This window comes from Streptomyces sp. NPDC030165 (assembly GCF_055573595.1).
Map to the genome: position 1 here is coordinate 262,371 of NZ_JBVIBD010000008.1, position 23,304 is coordinate 285,674.

The following is a 23,304-nucleotide window of genomic DNA, read 5'->3' on the forward strand; positions in this document are numbered from 1 at the left end:
GCTCAGTGCCCCCGCTTCAGCCACTCCTCCAGGTGCGGCGCCTCGGCGCCGATCGTGGTGCCGTCGCCGTGCCCGGTACGGACCTCGGTCTCCGGGGGCAGCGTCAGCAGCCGCTCCCGGATCGATGCGACGATGGTCGGGAAGTCGGAGAACGACCGGCCGGTGGCTCCGGGACCGCCCTGGAAGAGGGTGTCGCCGGTGAAGACCGTGCCGTGTTCCCCCAGGTCCGGCGCGTACAGGCAGACCGCGCCCGGCGCGTGGCCGGGGGTGTGCAGCACGGTCAGGTCGACGCCGCCGACGGTGAGCACCTGACCGTCGGCCAGCGCCTCCTCCGGCGCCCGGTCCGGGTGGGTCTGCTTCCACAGCGGCAGGTCGTCCGGGTGCAGGTGGACAGGGGCGCCGGTACGGGCGGCGAGCGCCGGGGCGGCGTCGATGTGGTCGTTGTGCGCGTGGGTGCAGATGATCGCGCGCAGCGTACGGCCGTCGAGCGCCGCGAGGATCGCGTCGGCGTCGTGCGCGGCGTCGATGACGACGGCCTCGGTGGCGTCGCCGACGATCCACACGTTGTTGTCCACGTCCCACGTACCGCCGTCGAGCGCGAACGTGCCGGAGGTGACCAGGTGGTCGATGCGGGCCGCCATCAGAGCGTCACCACCGAACGCAGCACGTCGCCCTGGTGCATCCGCTCGAAGGCCTGCTCGACACCGTCGATGCCGATCGTCTCCGTGACGAAGCCCGCCAGGTCGATCCGGCCCTGCTGGTGCAGGTCGACCAGCATCGGGAAGTCACGGGACGGCAGGCAGTCGCCGTACCAGGACGACTTGAGCGCGCCGCCCCGGCCGAACACGTCCAGCAGCGGCAGCTCCAGCTTCATCTCCGGCGTCGGCACGCCGACCAGGACCACCGTGCCGGCCAGGTCACGGGCGTAGAATGCCTGCCGGTAGGTCTCCGGGCGGCCCACCGCGTCGATCACCACGTCGGCGCCGAAGCCGCCGGTCAGCTCGCGGATCGCCTCGACCGGGTCGGCGGCGCGCGAGTTCACGGTGTGGGTGGCGCCCATCGTCTTGGCCGTGGAGAGCTTGCGGTCCTCCACGTCCACCGCGATGATCCGCGCCGCGCCGGCCAGCCGGGCACCGACGATCGCCGCGTCCCCCACACCGCCGCAGCCGATCACCGCGACGGTGTCACCGCGGCCCACCGCGCCCGTGTTGACGGCGGCGCCGATGCCGGCCATCACGCCGCAGCCCAGCAGCCCGGCCACGGCCGGGGACACCTCGGGGTCGACCTTGGTGCACTGTCCCGCCGCGACCAGCGTCTTGTCCGCGAACGCGCCGATACCGAGGGCGGGCGTCAGCTCGGTGCCGTCCTTCAGCGTCATCTTCTGCCGTGCGTTGTGGGTGTCGAAGCAGTACTGCGGCCGGCCCCGCTTGCAGGCCCGGCACGTGCCGCACACCGCGCGCCAGTTCAGGATCACGAAGTCCCCGGGCCGGACGTCGGTCACGCCCTCCCCCACGGCCTCGACGACGCCCGACGCCTCGTGCCCGAGCAGGAACGGGAACTCGTCGTTGATGCCGCCCTGCTTGTAGTGCAGGTCCGTGTGGCACACCCCGCACGCCTGCACCTTCACCACGGCCTCTCCCGGCCCGGGATCCGGCACCAGGATCGTCTCCAGCCGCACCGGCTCGTTCTTCCCCGGTGCGATGACGCCACGCACTTCCTGTGCCATCGGGACAGCTCCCTCCAAAGATCACGTACGGGATGAATACGGTACGCGTCCCGGGCGGCGGAAGTGCCGGCCCGTCGACGGCCGGGACACGCCGCTCACCACCGTGGCACCCGGGGCGTGACCCACTCCGGGTCGGCGGCCCGCATCGCCGCCGCGTCGTCACGGTCGTGGTAGGTGCCGTCGTCGGCCAGCCAGCGCGCGTGGAGGGCCGCCAGGCGCCCGCGGTCGAGCGTGACGCCGAGGCCCGGGGCGTCGGACACCGGCAGCGCGCCGTCCGTGAAGGCGAGGCGTTCGGTCAGGACGTCCTCCGTCTGCCAGGGGTAGTGGGTGTCGCAGGCGTACCGCAGATCGGGAACGGTCGCGGCGACGTGGGTCATCGCGGCGAGGCTGATGCCCAGGTGGGTGTTGGAGTGCATGGACAGGCCGACACCGAACGCCCGGCAGATCGCGGCAAGTTCGCGGGTGTTGCGCAGACCGCCCCAGTAGTGGTGGTCGGAGAGGACGACCTGGACGGCGTCGCGGGTGAACGCCTCGCGGACCTCGGCGAAGGTGGTCACGCACATGTTCGTGGCGAGCGGGAGATCCGTGCGGGAGGCGACCTCGGCCATGTGGGCGGTGGTGCTGGTGGGGTCCTCCAGGTATTCGAGGACGTCCTGGAGCTCGTGGGCGGCCTTCAGGGAAGTCGGGACGCTCCAGGCGCCGTTCGGGTCCAGGCGCAGCGGGTGGCCGGGGAAGGCGGCGGCCAGGGCCCGTATGGCGGCGATCTCCTCCGCGGGTTCGAAGACGCCGCCCTTGAGCTTGAAGGAGCGGAAGCCGTACGTGTCGCGGAAGCGGCGGGCCTGGGCGACGATGCCGGGCGGGTCGAGGGCCGCGCCCCAGTCGTCGGGCGCACCGCGGCCGCCGGGGTGCGCGGCCCAGCGGTGGAAGAGGTACGCGCTGTAGTCGACGCGGTCGCGGACCTTGCCGCCGAGCAGGGCGTGGACCGGCAGGCCGGCGAGCCGCCCCCAGGCGTCCAGGCAGGCGACCTCGAAGCCGGAGAGGACGGACAGCCGCAGTTTGTCGGCGGTCTGCACACCGCGCAGGCCGCCCGCGGTGACCTCTCCGGCCCCGGTGGCCGCCGGGGAGTCGCCGCACGCCTCGGCCGCGAGCCGTGGCAGTACGTTCAGGTCCGTGACCGGGCGGCCGATCAGCGCGTCGGCCAGGGGGCGTGCGAGGTCGAGGTACTTCGTGTCGCCGTACGTCTCGCCGAGACCGGTCGCACCGCCCGCCGTGCTCACTTCGACGATCAGGCGGGGGGTGTAGGGCTGGTGGACACCCTGGGTGTTCAGCAGGGGCGGGTCGGCGACGAGGACGGGGGTGAGGCGGATGGCGGTGATGGTGGTGGGGGCCGGCGCCCCCGAACCCCGCCCTGTCTGTGTATGTAGACGCGATCCGTCCATGGGGACGGAGAGTAGGGAGGCGGGGCGAGAGGCGTCAATGGGCGCCCGCGGAAGTCGTGCGCACCGTTGGCGAGTTGGCCGAAGCCGCGACGGGCGCGGGTCCGGCACCGCGCCGCGGCGTCCGGGTCCGGTACGACTGGCCGAGTTCCGGCCCGAGCCCGAAGTAGTGCCGGAAGTTGTAGACGAGCGGGCTCCAGGCGGCGGGATCGATGTGGTCGGTGCCGGGTACGACGATGCGGGAATCGGCGTGGACCTTGCACACGGCGGTCTCGACGATGACGAAGTCACCGGAGACGTCCGGCCGCACCCGCCCGGCGCGCGCCTCCAGCTGGAGCGGGCACTCGGCGACGCGCGGCGGCCGCACCAGGTCGGACGGCACACCGGTCAGCCCGGCCGCGCCGAACTTGTCCGGCTCGTACCGGCAGCCGTCGGGCTTGCCCGGCGGCACCGGATGCCGGCCGGTGAGCGGCGCCAGCCGTTCCACCGCGGGCCACAGTCCTGGGCCCGGCAGGCTGAGCACCAGGTCAGGGCGGCTGCCGAGGTTGACCGCGGTCTGCCCTTCCCGGCCCAGGCCCAGCACGATCGTCCGGCCGAGTGCCCAGGCGGAGGAGACGGGGGCGAGGTTGAACGAGCCGTTCTGGTTCTCCGTGGACAGGAGGAGTACGGGCGTCCCGAAGTACAGGACGCTCGGCGAGATCTCCAGGTGGGTGGCGGCCGCCCCGGTGGGCACGGTGCCGGTCGTTGCTGTGTTCATGGCGGGGAGCCTAGGAGCCGGTCGTTTCGGCCCGGACCGAAGCGTCAGGACGCCGGAAGCCGCCCCCCTGGCCAGCCTTTACCAACCGTTGAATCTTCGCGCGTAGATGAGCGGATAAACGCTCTGTTAAACCTAGGTGGCCCCCACCGGTTCACCTAGGAGCAGCACATGCGCCACCCCGTCCTCTCCCGTCGCCGTGTCCGCCTCGGCGCCGCGGCCGTCACGGCGGTCGTCGCCGGCACCGCGGCGTTCGGCGTCGGTCAGGCCACCGCCGAGCACTCCGTACCGCGTACGGACAAGGAGATCCCCAACCTCACCCAGGTGCAGGACCGGATCAAGGCGTACTACGGCGACACGGTGACCGCGGACGGGCAGCACCACGCCTCACCGAACAGCAACTACGCCAAGCAGGTGCGCGGCATAACCGACTCGGCCCGGCGCTACCTGGCCAAGGCCGCCGACAAGCACCACCACGGCAAGAAGCCAGCCATCGTCCTGGACATGGACGACACCACACTGCTGACGTACAACTACGAGCTCCAGGTCGGCTTCCACCACACCGAGGCGGCCCAGGACAAGTACCTGGCGAGCACCGACATGAAGCCGGTCTTCGGCATGGACCGCCTCGTCAACTGGGCGCACGGCAAGGGGTACGAGGTCTTCTTCGTCACCGGCCGCAAGGAGGCGCAGCGCGAGTGGAGCGTGCGCAACCTGAAGAACGTGGGCTACCGCGTCCCGCTCGACCGCTCCCACGTCTACCTCAAGGACAAGAAGAACCCGCCGGCCTACCTGCCGTGCGGCGCCAACTGCTCGACGGTCGAGTTCAAGTCCGGCACCCGCAAGCACATCGAGTCGCGGGGCTACGACATCGTCGCCAACTTCGGCGACCAGTACAGCGACCTGAACGGCGGCTACGGCGACAAAACGTTCAAGCTGCCGAACCCGATGTACTTCCTGCCCTGACCCGACGGGACAGGACGTCCCCTCAGGCGCGCTTGGGCACCGGGACGCGCATCAGGTCGCGGGCGATGGTGAGTTCGCCATCAAAACCGGCCGCCCGGGCCTGGCGCTCGAACTCCGCGGAGTCCGGGTAACGCTGCGAGAAGTGGGTGAGAACCAGGTGGCGCACGCCCGCGTCGGCGGCGGCGCGCGCCGCCTGGCCTGCCGTCAGGTGCCCGTGGTCCGCGGCCAGCCGCACGTCCTCATCGAGGAACGTCGACTCGATGACGAGCAGGTCACAGCCCTCGGCGAGCGCGTGCACCCCGTCGCACAGCCGGGTGTCCATGACGAAGGCGAAGCGCTGGCCCCGCCGGACCTCGCTGACGTCGTCGAGGGTGACGCCGTTCAGCTCCCCGTCGCGCTGGAGCCGGCCGACGTCCGGCCCGGCGATGCCGTGCGCGGCGAGCCGCTCCGGCAGCATCCGGCGTCCGTCCGGCTCGACCAGGCGGTAGCCGTACGACTCGACCGGGTGGGAGAGCTTGCGCGCCTCCAGGACGTACGACGGGGTACGGGCCAGCACCCCGTCCGCGGCCACCGGCTCCTCCCCCAGCCGCACCGTCTCGCGGTAGGCGGTGGCGTACCGCAGCCGGTCGAAGAAGCGCCGGCCGCTCGCCGGGTAGTGCGCGGTGACCGGATGCGGCACCCGGTCGAGGTTGATGCGCTGGATGACGCCGGCCAGCCCCAGCGAGTGGTCACCGTGGAAGTGGGTGACGCAGATCCGGTGGAGGTCGTGCGCGGCGACGCCGGCGCGCAGCATCTGCCGCTGCGTGCCCTCGCCGGGGTCGAACATGATGCCCTCGCCGTCCCAGCGCAGCACGTAACCGTTGTGGTTGCGGTGCCGGGTGGGCACCTGGCTGGCGGTGCCGAGGACGACGAATTCGCGGACGGACACGGTGCGGTGGCCCCTGCCCCGGTCAGACCAGGCGCTGGAGGTCGCGGCCGCCCAGCACGTGCGCGTGGGCGTGGAAGACCGTCTGCCCGGCGCCCGGGCCGGTGTTGAAGATGATCCGGTAGCCGGTCGCGTCGACCTTCTCGTCGGCGGCCACGGCGGCGGCCTCGCTCAGCACTTCACCGGCGATCCGCGGCTCAGCGGCGGACAGTTCCCCGGCGTTCGCGTAGTGCACCTTGGGGATCACCAGGACGTGCGTCGGCGCCTGCGGGCTGATGTCCCGGAAGGCGAGGGTCGTCTCGGTCTCCCGCACGATCGTGGCGGGCACCTCGCCTGCCACGATCTTGCAGAACAGGCAGTCGGCCTGCGGTTCTCCCGCCACCGGTGGGCTCCTCCCGGGTCGCCGGCCGGTACGCGGCGGCCCGTCCGTCCGGAGCCGGCCGCCCGTATCGCGCCGTGTCGCATCACCATCACGTCTACGGACCGGATGTTACCGGGCCGCTCGGGTGGGGTGGTGCGGTGGCCGGGGAAAGGGGCGGGGGACGGGGTCAGCGGTGTGCTGCCCAGGTGTGCTGCCGGCCGTCGTTCTGGTGGCCGTCGCCCTGGCCGTCGTGGCCGTCCTGCCCGCCCTGATCGTCTCGGCCGCCCTGATCGCCGTGGCCGTCGCCCCGGCCGTCGTGGTCGTGCGAGCCGTCCGAGCAGGTGTCGCTCGGAGACGGATCCGGGTCAGGATCGGGATCCGGGTCCGGGTCGGGCGCGGTTGCCGTCACCGTGACCGTGACGGGCGGTGTGTCCGGCGGGTCGTCGGACGCGTCGCCGCTGCTGGGCGGCTGGACGGTGCGGGTGACGGTCGGCCGTGACGTGCCGGTCGGCCGGTCCGCGTCGCAGGTGCCGAGCACGCTCACCCGGAAGACGACCTGCCCGGCGACGCGCGCGGTCAAATTGCCCCGTACGCAGCGTCCGTCGACCTCGGAGGTCACCCGCCCGCTGATGGTGATCTTGCTGCCCCGGGCGGTCTGGCCCTGGCAGTCGACGATGGCGACCGACTTCCGCCGCGCGGTGGCCGTCGGGTCGACGGTGGCCCGCTGGTCGCCTTCGAGCGTCGCCGTACAGCTCAGCCAGCTCACGTTCACGCCGATGCGCTCCAGCGCCCGCGTCCCCGCCTGGTCGGTGGTGACGGCGACCGACGAGGTGTTCAGCCCGCCGGCCGGCTCACAGGCGGTCACCCCGACGATCGCGGCCCCTACGGCGCCCGCCACCGCCAGCAGCCTCCCGCGCCGGGCTCCGGCGAACCGGCACCGGCCGGTCCGCGCGGGCCGTCCCCGCCCGTGCCGTACGTCTCGTACGCGCCCTGTGGCCCCCATGCCCGGCAGCGTGCCACCGCCACGGGCGGACCGACAGCCCCGGCTCGGCCACTGTGCGCGCCCGTACGGGCCCTTGGACGCCACCCGTCACTAAGCTGATCCACGCACGGACCACCGATCGCCGGCACCTCACGACCAGGAGTCATCCACATGGCAACCACCCGCACCGCACAGACCCACTGGGAAGGCAACCTGCTGGAGGGCAAGGGCCAGGTCAGCCTCGCGTCCTCCCACATCGGCACGTTCGACGTGAACTGGCCGGCCCGCGCCGAGCAGCCGAACGGCACCACCAGCCCGGAGGAGCTGATCGCGGCGGCCCACTCGTCCTGCTACTCGATGGCCTTCTCCCACGGCCTCGCGGGCAAGGGCTACACCGTCACGGCGCTGGACACCAAGGCCGATGTGACCTTCCAGCCGGGCGAGGGCATCACCGGCATCGTGCTGACCGTCAAGGCCAGCGTGCCCGGCCTGTCCGAGGAGGACTTCCAGGCCGCGGCCGAGGACGCGAAGAAGAACTGCCCGGTGAGCCAGGCGCTGGCCGGCGTCAAGAACATCACCCTGAACGCCGAGCTGGTCTGAACCGGCCGCCACGCGCGAACGGCGGTGCCGCGGCGTCACACACGCCGCGGCCCCGCCGCCACTCCCGCTCCTGACGCCGCGTCAGCTCCAGCGCCCGGTACGCCCCAGCAGCAGCGCCGTGGCCGCCGTACCCGCCGTCGACGTCCGCAGCACGCTCCACCCGAGCCGGTACGCCTTGGCGCCCGCCTCCTCGAAGGCCGCCAACTCCTCCGGCGACACGCCGCCTTCGGGGCCGACCACCAGCACGATGCGTCCGCTCGACGGCAGTTCGACGGAGGCCAGCGGCGCGCTTCCCGCGTCGCGGTCCTCGTGCAGTACGGCGGCGAAGTCCGCCTCCGCGAGGAGCGCCGCGACCTGCTTCGTCGACATCAGGTCGGTGACCTCGGGGAAGCGCAGCCGGCGCGCCTGCTTGCCCGCCTCGCGGGCGGTGTTGCGCCACTTGGCGAGGGACTTCGCGGCCCGCTCGCCCTTCCACTGCGTGATGCACCGGGACGCGGCCCACGGCACGATGGCGTCCACGCCGGTCTCCGTCATGGTCTCCACGGCCAGTTCGCCGCGGTCGCCCTTGGGGAGCGCCTGGACGACGGTGATACGCGGCGCCGGCTCCGGCTCGGTCTGCTTACCGGTCACCTCGACGACGAGCCGGTCCTTGCCCTCGGCGGCCCGCACCACACCCACCGCGCCGCTGCCGTACCCGTCCGTCAGCACCACCGGTTCACCCGCGCGCAGCCGCCGTACGGACACCGCGTGCCGACCCTCGGGCCCGTCCAGCACGGTCTCCCCGGCGCCCGGGACGCTCTCGACCAGAAACACCGGCGCCGTCACAGCGCACCTCCCAGCTCACCCGGGGTCTCCTGCCCGGCCGGAAAACCGCCCGGCAGAGCGGGCCCGTGCGTGCCTCCCGGCGCCGAACCGGCACACGCCGCGTCCAGTTCGGCCATCAGCACCTCGACCAGCTGCGCGGCCGGGAGCTGCCGCGCCATACGGTGCCCCTGCCCCGCCCACAGGGCCATGCCCTGCGCGTCGCCGGTCCTGGCGGCGGCCTTGCGCAGGCCCGAGGTGAGGTGGTGCACGGCCGGGTAGGCGGCCGGGGCGTACGGGCCGTGCTCACGCAGGAAACGGTTCACCAGACCGCGGGCCGGACGCCCGGAGAAGGCCCTGGTCAGCTCGGTCCGCGTGAACAGAGGGTTGGTCATCGCCTGCTTGTGCAGCGGGTCGGCGCCGGACTCCGGGGTGACCAGGAACGCCGTACCGAGCTGCGCCATCGCCGCGCCCGCCGCCAGCACCGCGGCGATCTGCGAGCCGCGCATCAGACCGCCTGCCGCGATGATCGGTATCTGCACGGCCTCACGGACCTGCGCGATCAGCGCGAGCAGCCCGATCCCGGCACCCGTGCCGTCGGCCTGCGGGTCGTCGCGGTGGGTGCCCTGGTGGCCGCCGGCCTCGATGCCCTGCACGCACACCGCGTCGGCGCCGGACCACTGCGCGGCCTGCGCCTCGGCCGCCGTGGTGGCGGTGACGATCGTGTACGTACCGACCTTGGCGAACCCGTCGAGGACGGCGCGGGACGGACACCCGAAGTGGAACGAGACGACCGGCACCGGGTCCTCGCGCAGGATGGCGAGCTTCGCCTCGTACCCGTCGTCGACGCCGCCGTACGGGTCGATGTCGTCCAGCGGGGTCTCGTACCAGGCCGACTCGCCCGCGAGCTGCTCCCGGTAGACCTCGACGGCCGCGTTGTCGGAGAGCGACGGCTGCGGCATGAAGAGGTTGACGCCGAAGGGGCGGTCGGTGAGCCCGCGCAGCTGTTTGATCTCCTGGTACATGCCGTCCGCGGTCTTGTACCCGGCGGCCAGGAATCCGAGCCCGCCGGCTCCGCAGACGGCGGCGGCCAGTTCCGGCCGGGCGACGCCGCCTGCCATGGGGGCCTGCGCGATCGGATAGCGGCAGAGATCGGTCAGCGCTGTGGGCATGACCACATCGTGTCACGCCGCGCGCGGGGGCCCGAACCGGGCCCGGACACACCAAGATCAAACACGTCCGGCGATCAGGGCACTTCGGGCAGAGACGCGCACGGAGACGGCGAACGGCGGCCGGGCTGGGGAGCCCGGCCGCCGTTCATCCAGCACCTCTACGGGTCAGCGCCCGTTGAACGCATCCTTCAGCCGCGAGAAAAGACCCTGCTGCCCAGGCTGGAACTGCCCCTGCGGGCGTTCCTCGCCGCGCAGCTTCGCCAGGCGTCGCAGCAGTTCCTCCTGCTCCGCGTCCAGCTTCGACGGCGTGATGACCTCGACGTGCACGATGAGGTCACCGCGCCCGTTGCCACGCAGGTGGGTGACGCCGCGGCCGTGCAGCGGGATCGACTGGCCGGACTGCGTGCCGGGCCGGATGTCGATCTCCTCCACGCCGTCCAGCGTCTCCAGCGGGCACTTGGTGCCCAGCGCCGCCGCCGTCATCGGAATGGTGACCGTGCAGTGCAGGTCGTCACCGCGCCGCTGGAACGTCGGGTGCGACAGTTCGTGGATCTCCACGTACAGGTCGCCGGCCGGGCCGCCGCCGGGGCCGACCTCGCCCTCGCCCGCGAGCTGGATGCGGGTGCCGTTGTCCACACCGGCCGGGATCTTGACGGTGAGCGTACGGCGCGAGCGGATACGGCCGTCACCGGCGCACTCCGGGCACGGGGTCGGCACGACCGTACCGAAGCCCTGGCACTGCGGGCACGGCCGCGACGTCATGACCTGGCCCAGGAAGGACCGGGTGACCTGCGAGACCTCACCGCGGCCGCGGCACATGTCACAGGTCTGCGCCGAGGTGCCCGGCGCCGCGCCCTCACCCGAACAGGTCGTACAGACGACGGCGGTGTCCACCTGGATGTCCTTGGTGGTGCCGAAGGCCGCCTCGTCCAGCTCGACGTCCAGCCGGATCATCGCGTCCTGGCCGCGCCGCGTGCGGGACCGCGGTCCGCGCTGCGAGGCCGTGCCGAAGAACGCGTCCATGATGTCGGAGAAGTTGCCGAAGCCCGCGCCGAAGCCGCCGGCCCCGCCGCCGCCCGCCTGCGAGAGGGGGTCGCCGCCGAGGTCGTAGACCTGCTTCTTCTGCGGGTCCGACAGCACCTCGTAAGCGGCGTTGATCTCCTTGAACCGCTCCTGGGTCTTCGGATCCGGGTTCACATCCGGGTGCAGCTCGCGCGCCAGCCGCCGGAAAGCCTTCTTGATCTCGTCCTGCGAGGCATCGCGTCGCACGCCCAGGACCGCGTAATAGTCCGTGGCCACTTACGACTCCGCGAGGATCTGTCCGACGTAACGTGCCACTGCGCGTACCGCTCCCATCGTTCCGGGGTAGTCCATGCGGGTCGGTCCGACCACGCCGAGTTTGGCGACTGCCTCGTCGCCCGAACCGTAGCCGACCGCGACGACCGATGTGGAAGTCAGGCCCTCATGAGCATTCTCATGCCCGATGCGTACGGTCATGCCGGAGTCCTTGGCCTCCCCGAGCAGTTTGAGGAGCACCACCTGCTCCTCCAGGGCCTCCAGCACCGGCCGGATGGTCAGTGGGAAATCGTGCCCGAAGCGCGTGAGATTGGCGGTGCCGCCGATCATCAGCCGCTCCTCGGTCTCCTCCACCAGAGTCTCCAGCAACACCGACAGGACTGTCGAGACCGTGCCCCGGTCCTCCTGCTCGAAGGAGTCCGGGAGATCCTGCACGAGCTGCGGCACGTCCGTGAACCGCCGCCCCACCACGCGGCTGTTCAGCCGCGCCCGCAGGTCCGCCAAGGAGGTCTCGCCGAACGGCGCCGGGCAGTCCACCATGCGCTGCTCGACACGTCCGGTGTCCGTGATCAGGACCAGCATCAGCCGGGCCGGCGCCAGCGACAGCAGCTCCACGTGCCGCACCGTGGACCGGGTCAGCGACGGGTACTGCACAACGGCGACCTGCCGCGTCAGCTGCGCCAGCAGCCGCACCGTACGGCCCACGACGTCGTCCAGGTCGACGGCGCCGTCCAGGAAGTTCTGGATGGCGCGCCGCTCGGGGCTGGACAGCGGCTTGACGCCGGCCAGCTTGTCGACGAAGAGGCGGTAGCCCTTGTCCGTCGGAATGCGTCCGGCGCTCGTGTGCGGCTGGGCGATGAACCCCTCGTCCTCCAGCGCCGCCATGTCGTTACGGACCGTGGCGGGGGAGACACCGAGCTGGTGCCGCTGGGTCAGCGCCTTGGAGCCGACCGGCTCCTCGGTCCCGACATAGTCCTGGACGATGGCGCGCAGCACTTCGAGCCTGCGTTCACTGAGCATCGCGCACACCTCCAGTCCGGCCGTGTCACCGGCGCGCGGCCGGGTTCTTCCGGGTCGTCTTCCCTGGCACTCATCAGGTCCGAGTGCCAGACCCTGACCAAGTGTACGGCCGGGCCACCTGGGCAGGGCAAGGGCGGCGGTACCGGGGGCGTGCTCCACGCTCCCGTGAAGGGCGTACCGCGGGCACGGCGCGCGCCCGGGAATCCCCGGCCCGGCGGGCCACGCTATCGCGATACGGCTAGCGTCTCGGTATGCGTACGACTTGGGAAGAGGCCGGGTGGGAACAGCTCGCCGCGGGCGTCGGGCGCCGCCGGATGCCCGGCTGGGACGAGACGGCCGGCGCCGTCGTCGGCTCGGCCGGCGTGCTGATCGTCGACACCGGCGCGACGATCCGCGACGGTGCCGAGCTGCGCCGGCAGCTGCGCGGCATCACGGGACGGAACGTGACACACGTCGCGCTGACCCACCCCCACTTCGATCATGTGCTGGGCACCGCGGCCTTCGCCGGCGTCGAGGTGTTCGGCGCGGCCGGTCTCGACGAGTACCTGCCGCGCGCCCAGGACGACCTGCGGCGCGACGCGGTGTCGTACGGCGTGGACCCGGACACCGCGGCGGAGGCGGCCGACCTCCTCGTCCGCCCGCACCACCTCGTCTCCGGCGAACGCACCGTCGGCCTCGGCGACCGGCAGGTGCTGCTCGCCAACGTCGGCCCCGGCCACACCGCGTACGACCTCGTCGTCCTGGTCCCCGGCACGCACGGCTCGCCCGCGGTCGTCTTCTGCGGCGACCTGGTCGAGGAGTCCGGCGAGCCACAGGCCGGCCCGGACGCGCTCCCCGGGCAGTGGCCCGCCGCGCTGGACCGGCTGCTGGCCCTCGGCGGGGAGGACGCGGTGTACGTGCCCGGGCACGGCGCTGTCGTGGATGCCCGATTCGTCCGTGAGCAACGCGACGCGCTGAGCCGTCGCTTCGGCGTGTCGCGGCACTGACCGTCCATCCCTTCCTATCGTCTGTCGGATGCGCAGCAGACAGTACGGTCCGGACCTCACCCCGCCGTGGAAGAAGCAGCAGCCGGCACCCGAGGTCGAGGCGGAGCCGGACCTGGTCGTCGAGGAAGCCGTCACCGGGTTCTGCGGCGCGGTCGTCCGCTGCGAGAAGACCGCCGAAGGCCCGACCGTCACCCTCGAAGACCGCTTCGGCAAGCACCGGGTCTTCCCGATGACCCCGCGCGGCTTCCTCCTGGACGGCAAGGCCGTCACCCTCGTACGGCCCGCCGCCCGCCCCGCCGCACGCGGACCGGCCCGCACCGCGTCCGGCTCACTCGCCGTCCCCGGCGCCCTCGCACGCGTCGCCCGCGCCGGGCGCATCTACGTGGAAGGGCGTCACGACGCCGAGCTGGTGGAACGCGTCTGGGGCGACGACCTGCGCATCGAAGGCGTCGTCGTCGAGTACCTGGAGGGCGTCGACGACCTCCCGGCCATCGTCCGCTCCTTCTCCCCCGGCCCCGACGCCCGGCTCGGCGTCCTGGTCGACCACCTCGTACCCGGCTCGAAGGAGTCCCGCATCGCGGCCTCGGTCACCGGCCAGGACGTCCTGGTCGTCGGCCACCCGTACATCGACATCTGGGAAGCGGTGAAGCCGTCCTCGGTCGGCATCCCGGCCTGGCCGTCCGTCCCCCGCGGCCAGGACTGGAAGACGGGCGTGTGCCGGGCTTTGGGCTGGCCGGAGAACACCGGGGCCGCGTGGCAGCACATCCTCTCCCACGTCCACTCCTACAAGGACCTGGAGCCGGCGCTGCTGGGGCGGGTGGAGGAGCTGATCGACTTCGTTACGGGTGCCTGATCGGCTTCGTTACGGGCGGGAGTGGGGTTTGGCGTCGGGGAGGGTCTGGAACTTACCGGTGTCCAGCTCGACGCCGAGCAGGTCCAACGGCACCGGAGCGCCGAACTTGGTGAGGCGCTGCACAGCGTAGTCGGCATACTCACCGGTGCCGGCGGGCTCGGTGAGCAGGACGCAGTGAGCCATGATGGGGTCGATGATCAGGTAAGCGGGGATCTTTCCCGCTGCGTAGATGTTGCGCTTGATCCCGTAGTCACGGTCGACGCTCGTCTTGGAGACGACTTCGACGAGCATGGTGATCACCTCGGTCGGCATGAGCCGCCCGGACTCCGGCCCGGCGTCGAGCTCCAGGACCACGAGGTCGGGCTGAGGCTCACTGGCCTCTTCGAGGATGCTGACGTCCTGGGTCTGCAGACGCTCCCAGCTGTCCCCCGGGATCTGGTCCTGGACACTTTGGATGATCCGGTTGTGGACCACGTCGGGCCCGGCCATCATCACAATTTCCCCCCGCAGGAGTTCCGTCTTGTATCCCTCGGGAACCTCAAGGTCCTCGAAGAACGTGACGAGGGGGTGAGTAATCGGTCGGTCATCCACAGCCGTCATCTCCGTGGTCCTCCGCTTCACGCCGTCGCCCATGAGTACGACAGCAGGCTGGGGACCAGCGTAGGGCGATCGGCGCGGAAAGCACATGATTCACCCCGCCGGGTGATCAGTCCACCAGATCCCGCACCACCGCGTCCGCCAGCAGACGTCCGCGCAGGGTCAGGACGGCGCGGCCCGCCTCGTACGGGCCGGGCTGCAGGAGGCCGTCGGACAGGGCGCGGGCGGCTGCTTTCGCGCCGGCCGGGGCAAGGATGTCCAGCGGGCAGCCGGCCGCGAGGCGCAGTTCCAGGAGGATGCGTTCCACGCGGCGGTCCTCGTCGGAGAGGCGTTCGCGGCCCGCGCCCGGGGAGCGGCCCTCGCCGAGTGCCTGCGCGTACGCACCGGGGTGCTTCACGTTCCACCAGCGGACGCCGCCGACGTGGCTGTGCGCGCCCGGGCCCGCGCCCCACCAGTCCGCGCCGGTCCAGTACAGCTCGTTGTGGCGGCAACGGGCCGCGTCCGAGGTGGCCCAGTTGGAGACCTCGTACCACTGGAAGCCGGCCGCGGACATCGCCTCCTCGGTGATCAGGTAGCGGTCCGCGTGCACGTCGTCGTCGGTCATCGGCACCTCGCCCCGCCGGATCCGGCGGGCCAGCTGGGTGCCCTCCTCGACGATCAGCGCGTACGCGGAGACGTGGTCGGGCGCCGCGCCGAGCGCCGCGTCCAGCGTGGCCCGCCAGTCGTCGTCGGACTCGCCGGGCGTGCCGTAGATCAGGTCGAGGTTGACGTGCTCGAAGCCCGCCGCGCGCGCCTCGGCGACACACGCTTCGGGGCGGCCCGGTGTGTGCGTACGGTCCAGGATCTTCAGGACGTGCTGCCGGGCGCTCTGCATGCCGAAGGAGACCCGGTTGAAGCCGGCCTCCCGGAGCTCGGCGAGGTAGCGCGGGTCGACGGACTCCGGGTTGGCCTCGGTGGTGATCTCCGCGCCGTCCGCCAGTCCGAACTCGTCCCGGATCGCGGCGAGCATCCGCCCGAGGCCGGCGGCCGGGAGCAGGGTCGGCGTGCCGCCGCCGACGAAGACCGTCTCGACCGGCCGGGGGTCGTCGCCGAGCACCTTGCGGGCGAGCCGGATCTCCTCGGCGACGGTGTCCGCGTAGTTCTCCCGCGAGGCGAGCGCGCCGCCGGAGCCGCGCAGCTCGGTGGCCGTGTACGTGTTGAAGTCGCAGTAGCCGCAGCGCGTCGCGCAGTACGGCACGTGCAGGTAGAACCCGAGCGGCCGGGCGCCCGCCCCTGTCAGGGCGTGCCGGGGCAATGCCCCGTCTTCGGGCATGGGCTCACCGTCGGGAAGTGCGGAAGGCATGTCTTCCATTGTCCGGCATCGGGCGGGGGGCCGGAGCCTGTCCCCGGGAGCGGCCGGTACGGGCGGCCCCGGCCGCTACCGCCGCCCCGTCGCCTGCAGCACCAGCAGCGCCAGGTCGTCGTCCGGCGGCGTGCCCGCGAACGCGTGCACCGCGCGCCGGATGTGCTCGGCGACCGCGGTGGCGCCCAGGCCGGTGCAGGCAGCGAGGTGGTGGGCCAGGCCGTCATCGTCGTCGAACTGGCGGTGGCCCGAACGCCGCTCCGTCACCCCGTCCGTGACGCACAGCAGCGTCTCGCCGGGGGCCAGCTCGAAGGACTCGGTCTCGTACGACGTGTCCTCCACCACCCCGAGCAGCATCTGCGGCGCGGCGGCGATCCGTACCGCACCGTCCGTGTCGAGGACCAGCGGCAGCGGGTGCCCGGCGCTGGCCAGGGTGCAGCGGGCGCCCGCCGTGCCGTCGGCGTGCGGCTCGATCTCGCCGTACAGGAGGGAGAGGAAGCGGGTCTGCTCGGCCTCGGCGCGCAGTTCGACGGAGGGGTCCAGTCCGCTGCCCGCCGCCGCGACCGCCGCCGTGACGGCGGCCACCGAGTCCGCGGCCTCGCGCGCCATGGTCTTGTTGAGCCGGTCCAGCACCTCGCCGACGCCGAACCCGTCGCGGGCCAGCAGCCGCAGTACGGGGCGGGCCAGGCCGGTGACCGCCGCGGCTTCCGGGCCGCTGCCGCACACGTCGCCGAGGGCGAAGCACCAGCGCCCGTTCCCGGCGTCGAACAGGTCCCAGAAGTCGCCGCCGGCCCAGGCTCCCTCGCGCGGCTCGTACACCACGGAGGACTCCAGCCCCGGGACTGCGGGTCGCCCCCTGGGCAGCAGGCGGCGCTGGAGCACCCGGCTGATCCGCTCCTGGTCGTGGTACGCGCGGGCCGTGGCCAGGGCGCGGGCGACCCGGCGGGTCAGGTCCTCCATGAGGGCCACCACCTCGTCGGGGAAGCGCATCAGCCCGGCCCGCCCGATCAGCAGCGTGCCGTGGTCGCGGCCGCCGGCCACCAGCCGGCAGGCCAGTGCGGCGCCGCCGGGCCCGTACCCGCTCGGCTCCTGCGGCCAGGGCCAGGGCACCGCGGCCCCGGCGCCGTCCCGCTGCGGGCCGGGCACCGGCATGACCGGCGGGTCCTTCTCCAGGGCCATGCGCAGGGCGTCGATACGGCTCTCGTTGGAGTGCCAGACGCGGGCGAGCCGCGGGGTCTCGCCGGTCCCCTCCCGGCCGTCGCCGTGCAGCCAGACCGCGCACCAGTCGGCGAGGCGCGGTACGACCAACTGGGCGGCGAGCAGCGCCACCTGCTCCTCGTCGAGCTGCCCGGACAGCAGGTCGGACGCCTCCGCGAGGAAGGACAGGGCACCGTGGTTGATCCAGTCCGCGTCGGTCCGCCGTGCCGGGGAGCGCCGGGCGGGCGCGGGGGCGAGCAGTTCGGCGGCCCGCAGGCCGCGCTGCAGCTCCATGTCGTGGTGGGAGAACCGGGCCGGCGGCCCGTAGCCGCGGTGCCGCGAGCCGGCCAGGAGCCGGAACCACACGGTCTTCAGGTCGCGCCGGTACGTGATGCCCCAGGATTCGGCGACCGCGCCGACCAGTTGCAGGCCGTGGCCCCTGCTCTCGTTCGGGGAGGCCGACTGACGTGCCCGTACGGCGCGTGCGGGGTGGTGGTCGGACACCTCGATGACGACTGCGGGGCGCGCGCTGTCCGTATCCGTGGCCGTGCCTGCCGTGTCTGCCGCCTCCGCAGCCGCCTTCGCATCCGTGTCCGCCTTCGTCTCCTTGCCCGCCGTCGTGTCCGTTTCCAGGCGGCAGAGGAGTTCCACGGTGGTCCCCGCGTGCACCACGACGTTGGTGACCAGCTCGCTGACCAGCAGGACCGCCTCGTCGACGAGGCGGTCGCCGATGGTGTCCGCACCGGGCAGCGACCGGGCCGACCAGTCGGCCAGAACGGCCCGCACGAACTGGCGCGCGGCCGCGGCGGCACGTGGAGTGCCGGGCAGGCTGGACCGGCGGACGCCGACCTGTTCGTCGGGGGTGGCGGCGGGTGCGGGCCCGGCGGATTCCGGTTCGGCGGGTACGGACTCGGCGGGTACGGACTCGGCGTCAGGGCCCGGACCGGGAGCCTGTCCGGAGGGTGGGGCGGGAGCCGCTGCGGGGGCGGCGGTTCCGCCGGGAGTGGGAGCGGCCCCGGCGGGCGCGGGCGCTGCCTCGGCAGGCACTGGACCCGGCACCCCGGCCGGTTCCGGCACCTCGGCCCCGTCCGCCCCAATGGCCGATTCTTTCCCCTCCGTGTCCTCCTCCACCACAGCCGCATCCGTCACTCCGGCCGCGTCCGTGGCCGCCTCCGTACGGGAATCCACCGGCCCGCCCCCTTCGGAAAGTCTGTCGGAGGACTCCTCGGAAGGCCCGCCCGGGCCGCCGGGGCCGGGGCGGGAAGCCGCCCGCGCCACCGCGGCGTCCCGCCCCGGGACGTCCCTGTCTGACGAAGTTGTCGTCCTCATTGAGCAACTCCCGAGCAGTTCCGCAATAGCGCCGAATACGCCACTCCCAGAGTGACAGACTGAGCGCACCCATAAGCACCGAGTTACTGAAGTGGGGAGACATGGCGGTCGATTCGACAGTGCCCCGAGTGTCCCTTGAGCCGGCCGGTGATGTCGTGCGTACCGCCGATCTCAGACCGCTTCTGACCGCCTTGGCGTCGATGGCGGCCGGAGACTTCCGTACGCGACTGCCGGTGGCGCAGGAGGGGCTGCTGGCCGAGCTGTCCGCGGTCTTCAACCAGACGGCTTCCCGCAACCAGCACCTGGCCGACGAGCTGTTACGCCTGCGGTCGGAGGTCGTACGCCAGGGCCGGCTGGACGAACGGATGTCCGCCAGCCCGGGGCCCGGCACCTGGGCCACCTCCGTACAGGCCGCCAACGCCATCATCGACGCCCTGGTCATCCCGACCACCCAGGCCACCCAGGTGCTGGACGCGGTGGCGGGCGGCGACCTGAGCCTGCGGGTGGACCTGCACGACGGCAACCGCCCGCTGCGCGGCGACCGCCGGCGCCTGGGCCGGGCGGTCAACCGGATGGTGGACCAGCTGTCGCTGTTCACCGGCGAGGTGACCCGGGTGGCCCGCGAGTCCGGTACGGAAGGCCGGCTCGGCGGGCGCGCCAAGGTGGCCGGACTGTCCGGCAGCTGGCGCGATGTGACCGAGGCGGTCAACACCATGGCGGCCCGGCTGACCGCCCAGGTGCGGGACATCGCGCTGGTGACGACGGCGGTGGCGCGCGGGGACCTGACCCGCCAGGTGACGGTGGAGGCGGCGGGCGAGCTGCTGGAGCTGAAGCTGACCGTCAACACGATGGTCGACCAGCTCTCCGCCTTCGCCGACGAGGTCACCCGCGTCGCCCGCGAGGTCGGCACCGAAGGGCAGCTGGGCGGGCGGGCCCAGGTGCGGGGCGTGTCGGGCGTCTGGAAGGACCTCACCGACAACGTCAACTTCATGGCGTCCAACCTGACCAGCCAGGTGCGCAACATCGCCCAGGTCACGACGGCGGTGGCCAACGGCGACCTGAGCCAGAAGATCACGGTGGACGCGCGCGGCGAGATCCTCCAGCTGAAGCTGACCGTCAACACGATGGTCGACCAGCTCTCCGCCTTCGCCGACGAGGTCACCCGCGTCGCCCGCGAGGTCGGCACCGAAGGGCGGCTCGGCGGCCGGGCGCACGTACGCGGCGTGTCGGGCGTCTGGAAGGACCTCACCGACAACGTCAACTTCATGGCCGACAACCTCACCTCGCAGGTGCGCAACATCGCCCTGGTGGCGACGGCGGTCGCGGAGGGCGACCTGGGCCGGAAGATCACGGTCGAGGCGAAGGGCGAGATCCTGGAGGTGAAGTCGACGATCAACACGATGGTCGACCAGCTCTCCGCCTTCGCCGACGAGGTCACCCGCGTCGCCCGCGAGGTCGGCACCGAAGGCAACCTCGGCGGTCAGGCGCAGGTCCGGGGCGCCTCCGGCGTCTGGAAGGACCTCACCGACAACGTCAACTTCATGGCGTCCAACCTCACCTCCCAGGTGCGCAACATCGCCCAGGTGACCACGGCGGTGGCCGACGGCGACCTGTCGAAGAAGATCACGGTCGATGCGCGCGGCGAGATCCTGGAGCTCAAGGACACCGTCAACTCGATGGTCGAGCAGCTGCGGGCGTTCGCCGACGAGGTCACGCGGGTGGCCCGCGAGGTCGGCACGGAAGGCAACCTCGGCGGCCGGGCGCAGGTCCGGGGCGCCTCCGGCGTCTGGAAGGACCTCACCGACAACGTCAACTTCATGGCGTCCAACCTGACCACGCAGGTGCGCAACATCGCCCTGGTGGCCACCGCGGTCGCACAGGGCGACCTGTCGAAGAAGATCGACGTGGACGCGCGGGGCGAGATCCTGGAGCTGAAGACGACGCTCAACACGATGGTCGACACCCTGTCGTCGTTCGCGTCCGAGGTCACCCGCGTCGCCCGCGAGGTCGGCAGCGAGGGGCGGCTGGGCGGCCAGGCCCGGGTCGAGGGCGTGTACGGCACGTGGAAGCGGCTGACGACGAACGTCAACGAGCTGGCGTCGAACCTCACCACCCAGGTGCGGGCCATCGCCGAGGTGGCCTCCGCGGTGGCCGCCGGCGACATGACCCGTAACGTCACGGTCGAGACCCAGGGCGAGGTCGCCGAGCTGCGCGACAACATCAACCTGATGGTCTCCAACCTCCGCGAGACCACCCGCGCCAAGGATTGGCTGGAGTCGAACCTGGCCCGGCTGGCGGGCCTGATGCAGGGCCACCGGGACCTGATGGAGGTCGCCGATCTGATCCTGCGGGAGCTGACGCCGCTGGTGAACGCCCAGTACGGCGCGTTCTTCCTGGCCGACACCGATCGCGACGACATGCAGCTGGCCTTCATCGCCGGGTACGGCTCGTCCCTGGACACCACGATCGACACGCCCGGTTCCATGGACCACGGCCTGGTCCGGCAGGCCGCTCTGGAGAAGAAGCGCATTCTGGTGGAGGAGGCACCGCCGGACTACATCAAGATCAATTCTGGGCTGGGCGAGGCCAACCCGGCGACCGTCGTCATCATCCCGGTGCTCTTCGAGGACCAGACGCTGGGCGTCATCGAGCTGGCCTCCTTCTCCCGCTTCTCCGACGTGCACCTGGCTTTCTTCGACCAGTTCGTGAACACCATCGGCGTGGCCATCAACACCATCGTCGCCAATTCCCGTACGGAGTCCCTGCTCGGCGAGTCGCAGCGGCTGGCCCGCCAGCTCCAGGAACGCACCGACGAGCTCCAGCGGCGGCAGGCGGAGCTCCAGCGTTCGAACGAGGAGCTGGAGGAGAAGGCCGCGCTGCTGGCCAGCTCGTCCCAGTACAAGTCCGAGTTCCTGGCGAACATGTCGCACGAGCTGCGCAATCCGCTGAACTCGCTGCTCATCCTCGCCCGGCTGCTCGCCGACAACCCGGACGGGCACCTGAACGAGCAGGAGGTGCAGTTCGCGATCACGATCCACCGGTCCGGGTCCGACCTGCTCCAGCTCATCAACGACATCCTCGACCTGTCCAAGATCGAGGCGGGCCGGATGGACGTACGGCCCAAACGGCTGCCGCTGATCAAGCTGCTCAACTACGTCCACGACACGTTCCGGCCGATGACCCTGGACCGGGGGCTGGCCTTCGAGGTGTCGGTGACCGAGAACGTCCCCAAGGAGCTGTTCTCCGACGAGCAGCGCCTCCAGCAGGTACTGCGCAACCTGCTGTCCAACGCGGTGAAGTTCACCGCCGCCGGCAAGATCGACCTGCGGGTGGACCGCACCGGCGACGGCCCGATCGCCTTCACCGTCACGGACACCGGCATCGGCATCGCGCCCGAGAAGCTGCCGGTGATCTTCGAGGCGTTCCAGCAGGCGGACGGCACCACCAACCGCAAGTACGGCGGCACGGGCCTGGGTCTGTCCATCAGCCGGGAGATCGCGGGGCTGCTCGGCGGCCGGATCACCGCGAGCAGCCGCCCCGGCGTCGGCAGCGTCTTCACCCTGCACGTCCCCACCGACTGCCCCGGGTACACCCCCGAGCCGCTGGACGGCGGCGAGCAGCGCGCGGACGGCGCGCTGCAGCTGGCGAAGACGCAGCGGCACCACCCGCGCTCGGGACCGCCCGCCCCGCGCGACGAGGCGCCCTGGCCGACCACCACCCGGCTGGAGGACTGGGTGAGCGGACCGTCGGGCGCGCTGCTGTCCGGCTGCCAGGTCCTGGTGGTCGACGACGACATCCGCAATGTCTTCGCGCTCACGAATGTGCTGAGCCGGGTCGGCATGCGGGTGCTCTACGCCGAACACGGCCGGGAGGGCATCGAGATGCTGGAGAAGAACCCCGGTGTCAACCTGGTGCTGATGGACATCATGATGCCGGAGATGGACGGTTACGAAACCATTCGCGCGATCCGGCGTACGCCGCGCTTCGCCGATCTGCCCGTCATCGTTCTCACGGCGAAAGCGATGCCGGGAGACCGCGAGAAATCCATGGAGAGCGGAGCCAACGAATACGTTCCCAAACCAGTCGACGTGGACCGCCTGCTGGCAGTCGCCGTCGAGCTCCTGTCCCGGCACGGCTCCGGTCCCCCGGCCCCGGGCGGTGAATCAGGCCAGCAAGACCCCGACGCGACCTCTCCGAGGTCCCAAGGCACCGAAGGCCCATCATGACCCATGCACCCGACACCGGCGCCGGCGCCGGAACCGACGACCGGGCGGGCATCCTTCTCGTCGACGACATGGAGGACAACCTCGCCGCGCTCGAAGCGGTCCTGGGCTCGCTCGGCGAGCCGCTCGTACGGGCCCGCTCCGGCGAGGAGGCGATGAAGGCACTGCTGCGGCAGGAATTCGCGGTCGTCCTGCTGGACATTCTCATGCCCGGCATGGACGGTTTCGAGACCGCCTCCAACATCAAACGTCTCGACCAGACGAAGGACATCCCGATCATTTTCCTGACCGGGACGGACAGCGACTCCGGATTCGCCTTCCGCGGCTATTCCACCGGCGCCGCCGATTACCTCACCAAACCCTTCGATCCGTGGGTGCTCCGCGCCAAGGTGAACGTCTTTCTCGACCTGCACCGCAAGAACCGGCAGTTGCGACGTCTCATAAAGCAGGACCACGCTCGGATGGGCGAGTTGGCGGACCGTATCTCCGAGATCGAACGCCGCCTTGCCGACAGCTCCGAGCCCGGCGAACGCGCATTGAGCGAGAGCGTGGCGCGCATGGGCGAGTCGGTGCGGGCGCTGCGGCGGGGGCCGTAGGGGCGGCCCCGCACGGCCCGGCTTTCGGGGCGCAGCTCTTACGGGCTCGGACGGCGTGCGGGCTCCGGGCGGTACGGTCACCGGCGGTCACCGGTGACCGTAGCGCCCGGAGCCGGGACGGCCGCCGTGCCCCACGGGCGCC

General features: G+C 71.9%; 20 protein-coding genes. 6 read left to right on the forward strand and 14 right to left on the reverse strand.

Features of this window, described 5'->3' with window-relative positions; translation table 11 throughout:
- Positions 1-2 precede the first annotated feature (2 nt).
- From ACZ4Z1_RS17890 to ACZ4Z1_RS17905, 4 genes are all read right to left on the reverse strand, one after another.
- Complete coding sequence (locus ACZ4Z1_RS17890) at positions 3-641, reverse strand: MBL fold metallo-hydrolase (RefSeq protein ID WP_468487539.1); 639 nt, start codon at positions 639-641, stop codon at positions 3-5.
- Positions 641-1,726 (reverse strand): S-(hydroxymethyl)mycothiol dehydrogenase, encoded by a 1,086-nt coding sequence (locus tag ACZ4Z1_RS17895; protein WP_468487540.1) that lies wholly within the window; start codon positions 1,724-1,726, stop codon positions 641-643. Before ACZ4Z1_RS17895 ends, ACZ4Z1_RS17890 begins: the two co-directional genes overlap by 1 nt.
- A 95-nt stretch (positions 1,727-1,821) precedes the next feature.
- Complete coding sequence (locus tag ACZ4Z1_RS17900; RefSeq protein ID WP_468487541.1) at positions 1,822-3,165, reverse strand: enolase C-terminal domain-like protein; 1,344 nt, start codon at positions 3,163-3,165, stop codon at positions 1,822-1,824.
- A 34-nt stretch (positions 3,166-3,199) separates the two neighbouring features.
- Positions 3,200-3,919, reverse strand: coding sequence for a flavin reductase family protein (locus tag ACZ4Z1_RS17905; RefSeq protein WP_468487542.1), 720 nt, complete (start codon positions 3,917-3,919; stop codon positions 3,200-3,202).
- 168 nt (positions 3,920-4,087) lie between these two features.
- On the opposite strand from ACZ4Z1_RS17905, the gene ACZ4Z1_RS17910 reads away from it, so the two are divergent.
- Positions 4,088-4,882, forward strand: coding sequence for an HAD family acid phosphatase (locus ACZ4Z1_RS17910; RefSeq protein ID WP_468487543.1), 795 nt, complete (start codon positions 4,088-4,090; stop codon positions 4,880-4,882).
- Between the two features lie 22 nt (positions 4,883-4,904).
- On the opposite strand, the gene ACZ4Z1_RS17915 is transcribed toward ACZ4Z1_RS17910, so the two are convergent.
- The 3 genes from ACZ4Z1_RS17915 to ACZ4Z1_RS17925 form a co-directional block, all read right to left on the reverse strand.
- Complete coding sequence (locus ACZ4Z1_RS17915; protein ID WP_468487544.1) at positions 4,905-5,810, reverse strand: ribonuclease Z; 906 nt, start codon at positions 5,808-5,810, stop codon at positions 4,905-4,907.
- Positions 5,811-5,832: 22 nt separating this feature from the next.
- Complete coding sequence (locus ACZ4Z1_RS17920) at positions 5,833-6,189, reverse strand: histidine triad nucleotide-binding protein (protein ID WP_468487545.1); 357 nt, start codon at positions 6,187-6,189, stop codon at positions 5,833-5,835.
- Between the two features lie 166 nt (positions 6,190-6,355).
- Positions 6,356-7,171 carry a hypothetical protein gene (locus tag ACZ4Z1_RS17925; RefSeq protein ID WP_468487546.1) on the reverse strand — a complete coding sequence of 272 codons (816 nt, stop codon included), beginning with the start codon at positions 7,169-7,171 and terminating at the stop codon, positions 6,356-6,358.
- Positions 7,172-7,321: 150 nt separating this feature from the next.
- Here ACZ4Z1_RS17925 and ACZ4Z1_RS17930 point away from each other — a divergent pair, with 150 nt between their 5' ends.
- Complete coding sequence (locus tag ACZ4Z1_RS17930) at positions 7,322-7,750, forward strand: OsmC family protein (RefSeq protein ID WP_468487547.1); 429 nt, start codon at positions 7,322-7,324, stop codon at positions 7,748-7,750.
- Positions 7,751-7,831: 81 nt separating this feature from the next.
- Here ACZ4Z1_RS17930 and ACZ4Z1_RS17935 read toward each other — a convergent pair whose 3' ends face one another.
- The 4 genes from ACZ4Z1_RS17935 to hrcA form a co-directional block, all read right to left on the reverse strand.
- Positions 7,832-8,575, reverse strand: coding sequence for a 16S rRNA (uracil(1498)-N(3))-methyltransferase (locus ACZ4Z1_RS17935; RefSeq protein ID WP_468487548.1), 744 nt, complete (start codon positions 8,573-8,575; stop codon positions 7,832-7,834).
- Positions 8,572-9,723 (reverse strand): nitronate monooxygenase, encoded by a 1,152-nt coding sequence (locus ACZ4Z1_RS17940; protein WP_468487549.1) that lies wholly within the window; start codon positions 9,721-9,723, stop codon positions 8,572-8,574. The genes ACZ4Z1_RS17935 and ACZ4Z1_RS17940 overlap by 4 nt, the downstream gene beginning before the upstream one ends.
- A 165-nt stretch (positions 9,724-9,888) precedes the next feature.
- Positions 9,889-11,022 carry a molecular chaperone DnaJ gene (gene dnaJ / locus ACZ4Z1_RS17945; protein WP_468487550.1) on the reverse strand — a complete coding sequence of 378 codons (1,134 nt, stop codon included), beginning with the start codon at positions 11,020-11,022 and terminating at the stop codon, positions 9,889-9,891.
- A complete protein-coding gene (gene hrcA, locus ACZ4Z1_RS17950) occupies positions 11,023-12,039 on the reverse strand; it encodes a heat-inducible transcriptional repressor HrcA (RefSeq protein WP_406521743.1) in 1,017 nt (338 codons plus the stop codon). It abuts the gene before it with no gap.
- A gap of 251 nt (positions 12,040-12,290) precedes the next feature.
- Here hrcA and ACZ4Z1_RS17955 point away from each other — a divergent pair, with 251 nt between their 5' ends.
- A complete protein-coding gene (locus tag ACZ4Z1_RS17955; RefSeq protein ID WP_468487551.1) occupies positions 12,291-13,025 on the forward strand; it encodes an MBL fold metallo-hydrolase in 735 nt (244 codons plus the stop codon).
- A 28-nt stretch (positions 13,026-13,053) separates the two neighbouring features.
- Positions 13,054-13,878, forward strand: coding sequence for a DUF3097 domain-containing protein (locus ACZ4Z1_RS17960; protein WP_468487552.1), 825 nt, complete (start codon positions 13,054-13,056; stop codon positions 13,876-13,878).
- 9 nt (positions 13,879-13,887) lie between these two features.
- Here the strand turns inward: ACZ4Z1_RS17960 and ACZ4Z1_RS17965 are convergent, their stop codons facing one another.
- The 3 genes from ACZ4Z1_RS17965 to ACZ4Z1_RS17975 form a co-directional block, all read right to left on the reverse strand.
- Positions 13,888-14,478, reverse strand: a complete 591-nt coding sequence (locus ACZ4Z1_RS17965) for a Uma2 family endonuclease (protein WP_468487553.1) — start codon at positions 14,476-14,478, stop codon at positions 13,888-13,890.
- Positions 14,479-14,584: 106 nt separating this feature from the next.
- A complete protein-coding gene (hemW, locus tag ACZ4Z1_RS17970) occupies positions 14,585-15,817 on the reverse strand; it encodes a radical SAM family heme chaperone HemW (protein ID WP_468487554.1) in 1,233 nt (410 codons plus the stop codon).
- 75 nt (positions 15,818-15,892) lie between these two features.
- On the reverse strand, positions 15,893-17,800 hold the full coding sequence (locus ACZ4Z1_RS17975) for a SpoIIE family protein phosphatase (protein ID WP_468487621.1): 1,908 nt from the start codon (positions 17,798-17,800) through the stop codon (positions 15,893-15,895).
- A 743-nt stretch (positions 17,801-18,543) separates the two neighbouring features.
- Here ACZ4Z1_RS17975 and ACZ4Z1_RS17980 point away from each other — a divergent pair.
- Complete coding sequence (locus ACZ4Z1_RS17980) at positions 18,544-22,569, forward strand: HAMP domain-containing protein (RefSeq protein WP_468487622.1); 4,026 nt, start codon at positions 18,544-18,546, stop codon at positions 22,567-22,569.
- Positions 22,566-23,162, forward strand: coding sequence for a response regulator (locus tag ACZ4Z1_RS17985; protein WP_468487555.1), 597 nt, complete (start codon positions 22,566-22,568; stop codon positions 23,160-23,162). The genes ACZ4Z1_RS17980 and ACZ4Z1_RS17985 overlap by 4 nt, the downstream gene beginning before the upstream one ends.
- Positions 23,163-23,304: the final 142 nt, after the last annotated feature.

Coding starts and splice junctions, on each gene's coding strand:
- ACZ4Z1_RS17925 (WP_468487546.1), bottom strand. CDS start 7,171: ATGGGGGCCACAGGGCGCGTACGAGACGTACGGCACGGGCGGGGACGG.
- ACZ4Z1_RS17955 (WP_468487551.1), top strand. CDS start 12,291: ATGCGTACGACTTGGGAAGAGGCCGGGTGGGAACAGCTCGCCGCGGGC.
- ACZ4Z1_RS17890 (WP_468487539.1), bottom strand. CDS start 641: ATGGCGGCCCGCATCGACCACCTGGTCACCTCCGGCACGTTCGCGCTC.
- ACZ4Z1_RS17985 (WP_468487555.1), top strand. CDS start 22,566: ATGACCCATGCACCCGACACCGGCGCCGGCGCCGGAACCGACGACCGG.
- ACZ4Z1_RS17910 (WP_468487543.1), top strand. CDS start 4,088: ATGCGCCACCCCGTCCTCTCCCGTCGCCGTGTCCGCCTCGGCGCCGCG.
- hemW (WP_468487554.1), bottom strand. CDS start 15,817: ATGCCTTCCGCACTTCCCGACGGTGAGCCCATGCCCGAAGACGGGGCA.
- ACZ4Z1_RS17930 (WP_468487547.1), top strand. CDS start 7,322: ATGGCAACCACCCGCACCGCACAGACCCACTGGGAAGGCAACCTGCTG.
- hrcA (WP_406521743.1), bottom strand. CDS start 12,039: ATGCTCAGTGAACGCAGGCTCGAAGTGCTGCGCGCCATCGTCCAGGAC.
- ACZ4Z1_RS17965 (WP_468487553.1), bottom strand. CDS start 14,478: ATGACGGCTGTGGATGACCGACCGATTACTCACCCCCTCGTCACGTTC.
- ACZ4Z1_RS17960 (WP_468487552.1), top strand. CDS start 13,054: ATGCGCAGCAGACAGTACGGTCCGGACCTCACCCCGCCGTGGAAGAAG.
- ACZ4Z1_RS17980 (WP_468487622.1), top strand. CDS start 18,544: ATGGCGGCCGGAGACTTCCGTACGCGACTGCCGGTGGCGCAGGAGGGG.
- ACZ4Z1_RS17900 (WP_468487541.1), bottom strand. CDS start 3,165: ATGGACGGATCGCGTCTACATACACAGACAGGGCGGGGTTCGGGGGCG.
- ACZ4Z1_RS17895 (WP_468487540.1), bottom strand. CDS start 1,726: ATGGCACAGGAAGTGCGTGGCGTCATCGCACCGGGGAAGAACGAGCCG.
- ACZ4Z1_RS17905 (WP_468487542.1), bottom strand. CDS start 3,919: ATGAACACAGCAACGACCGGCACCGTGCCCACCGGGGCGGCCGCCACC.
- ACZ4Z1_RS17940 (WP_468487549.1), bottom strand. CDS start 9,723: ATGCCCACAGCGCTGACCGATCTCTGCCGCTATCCGATCGCGCAGGCC.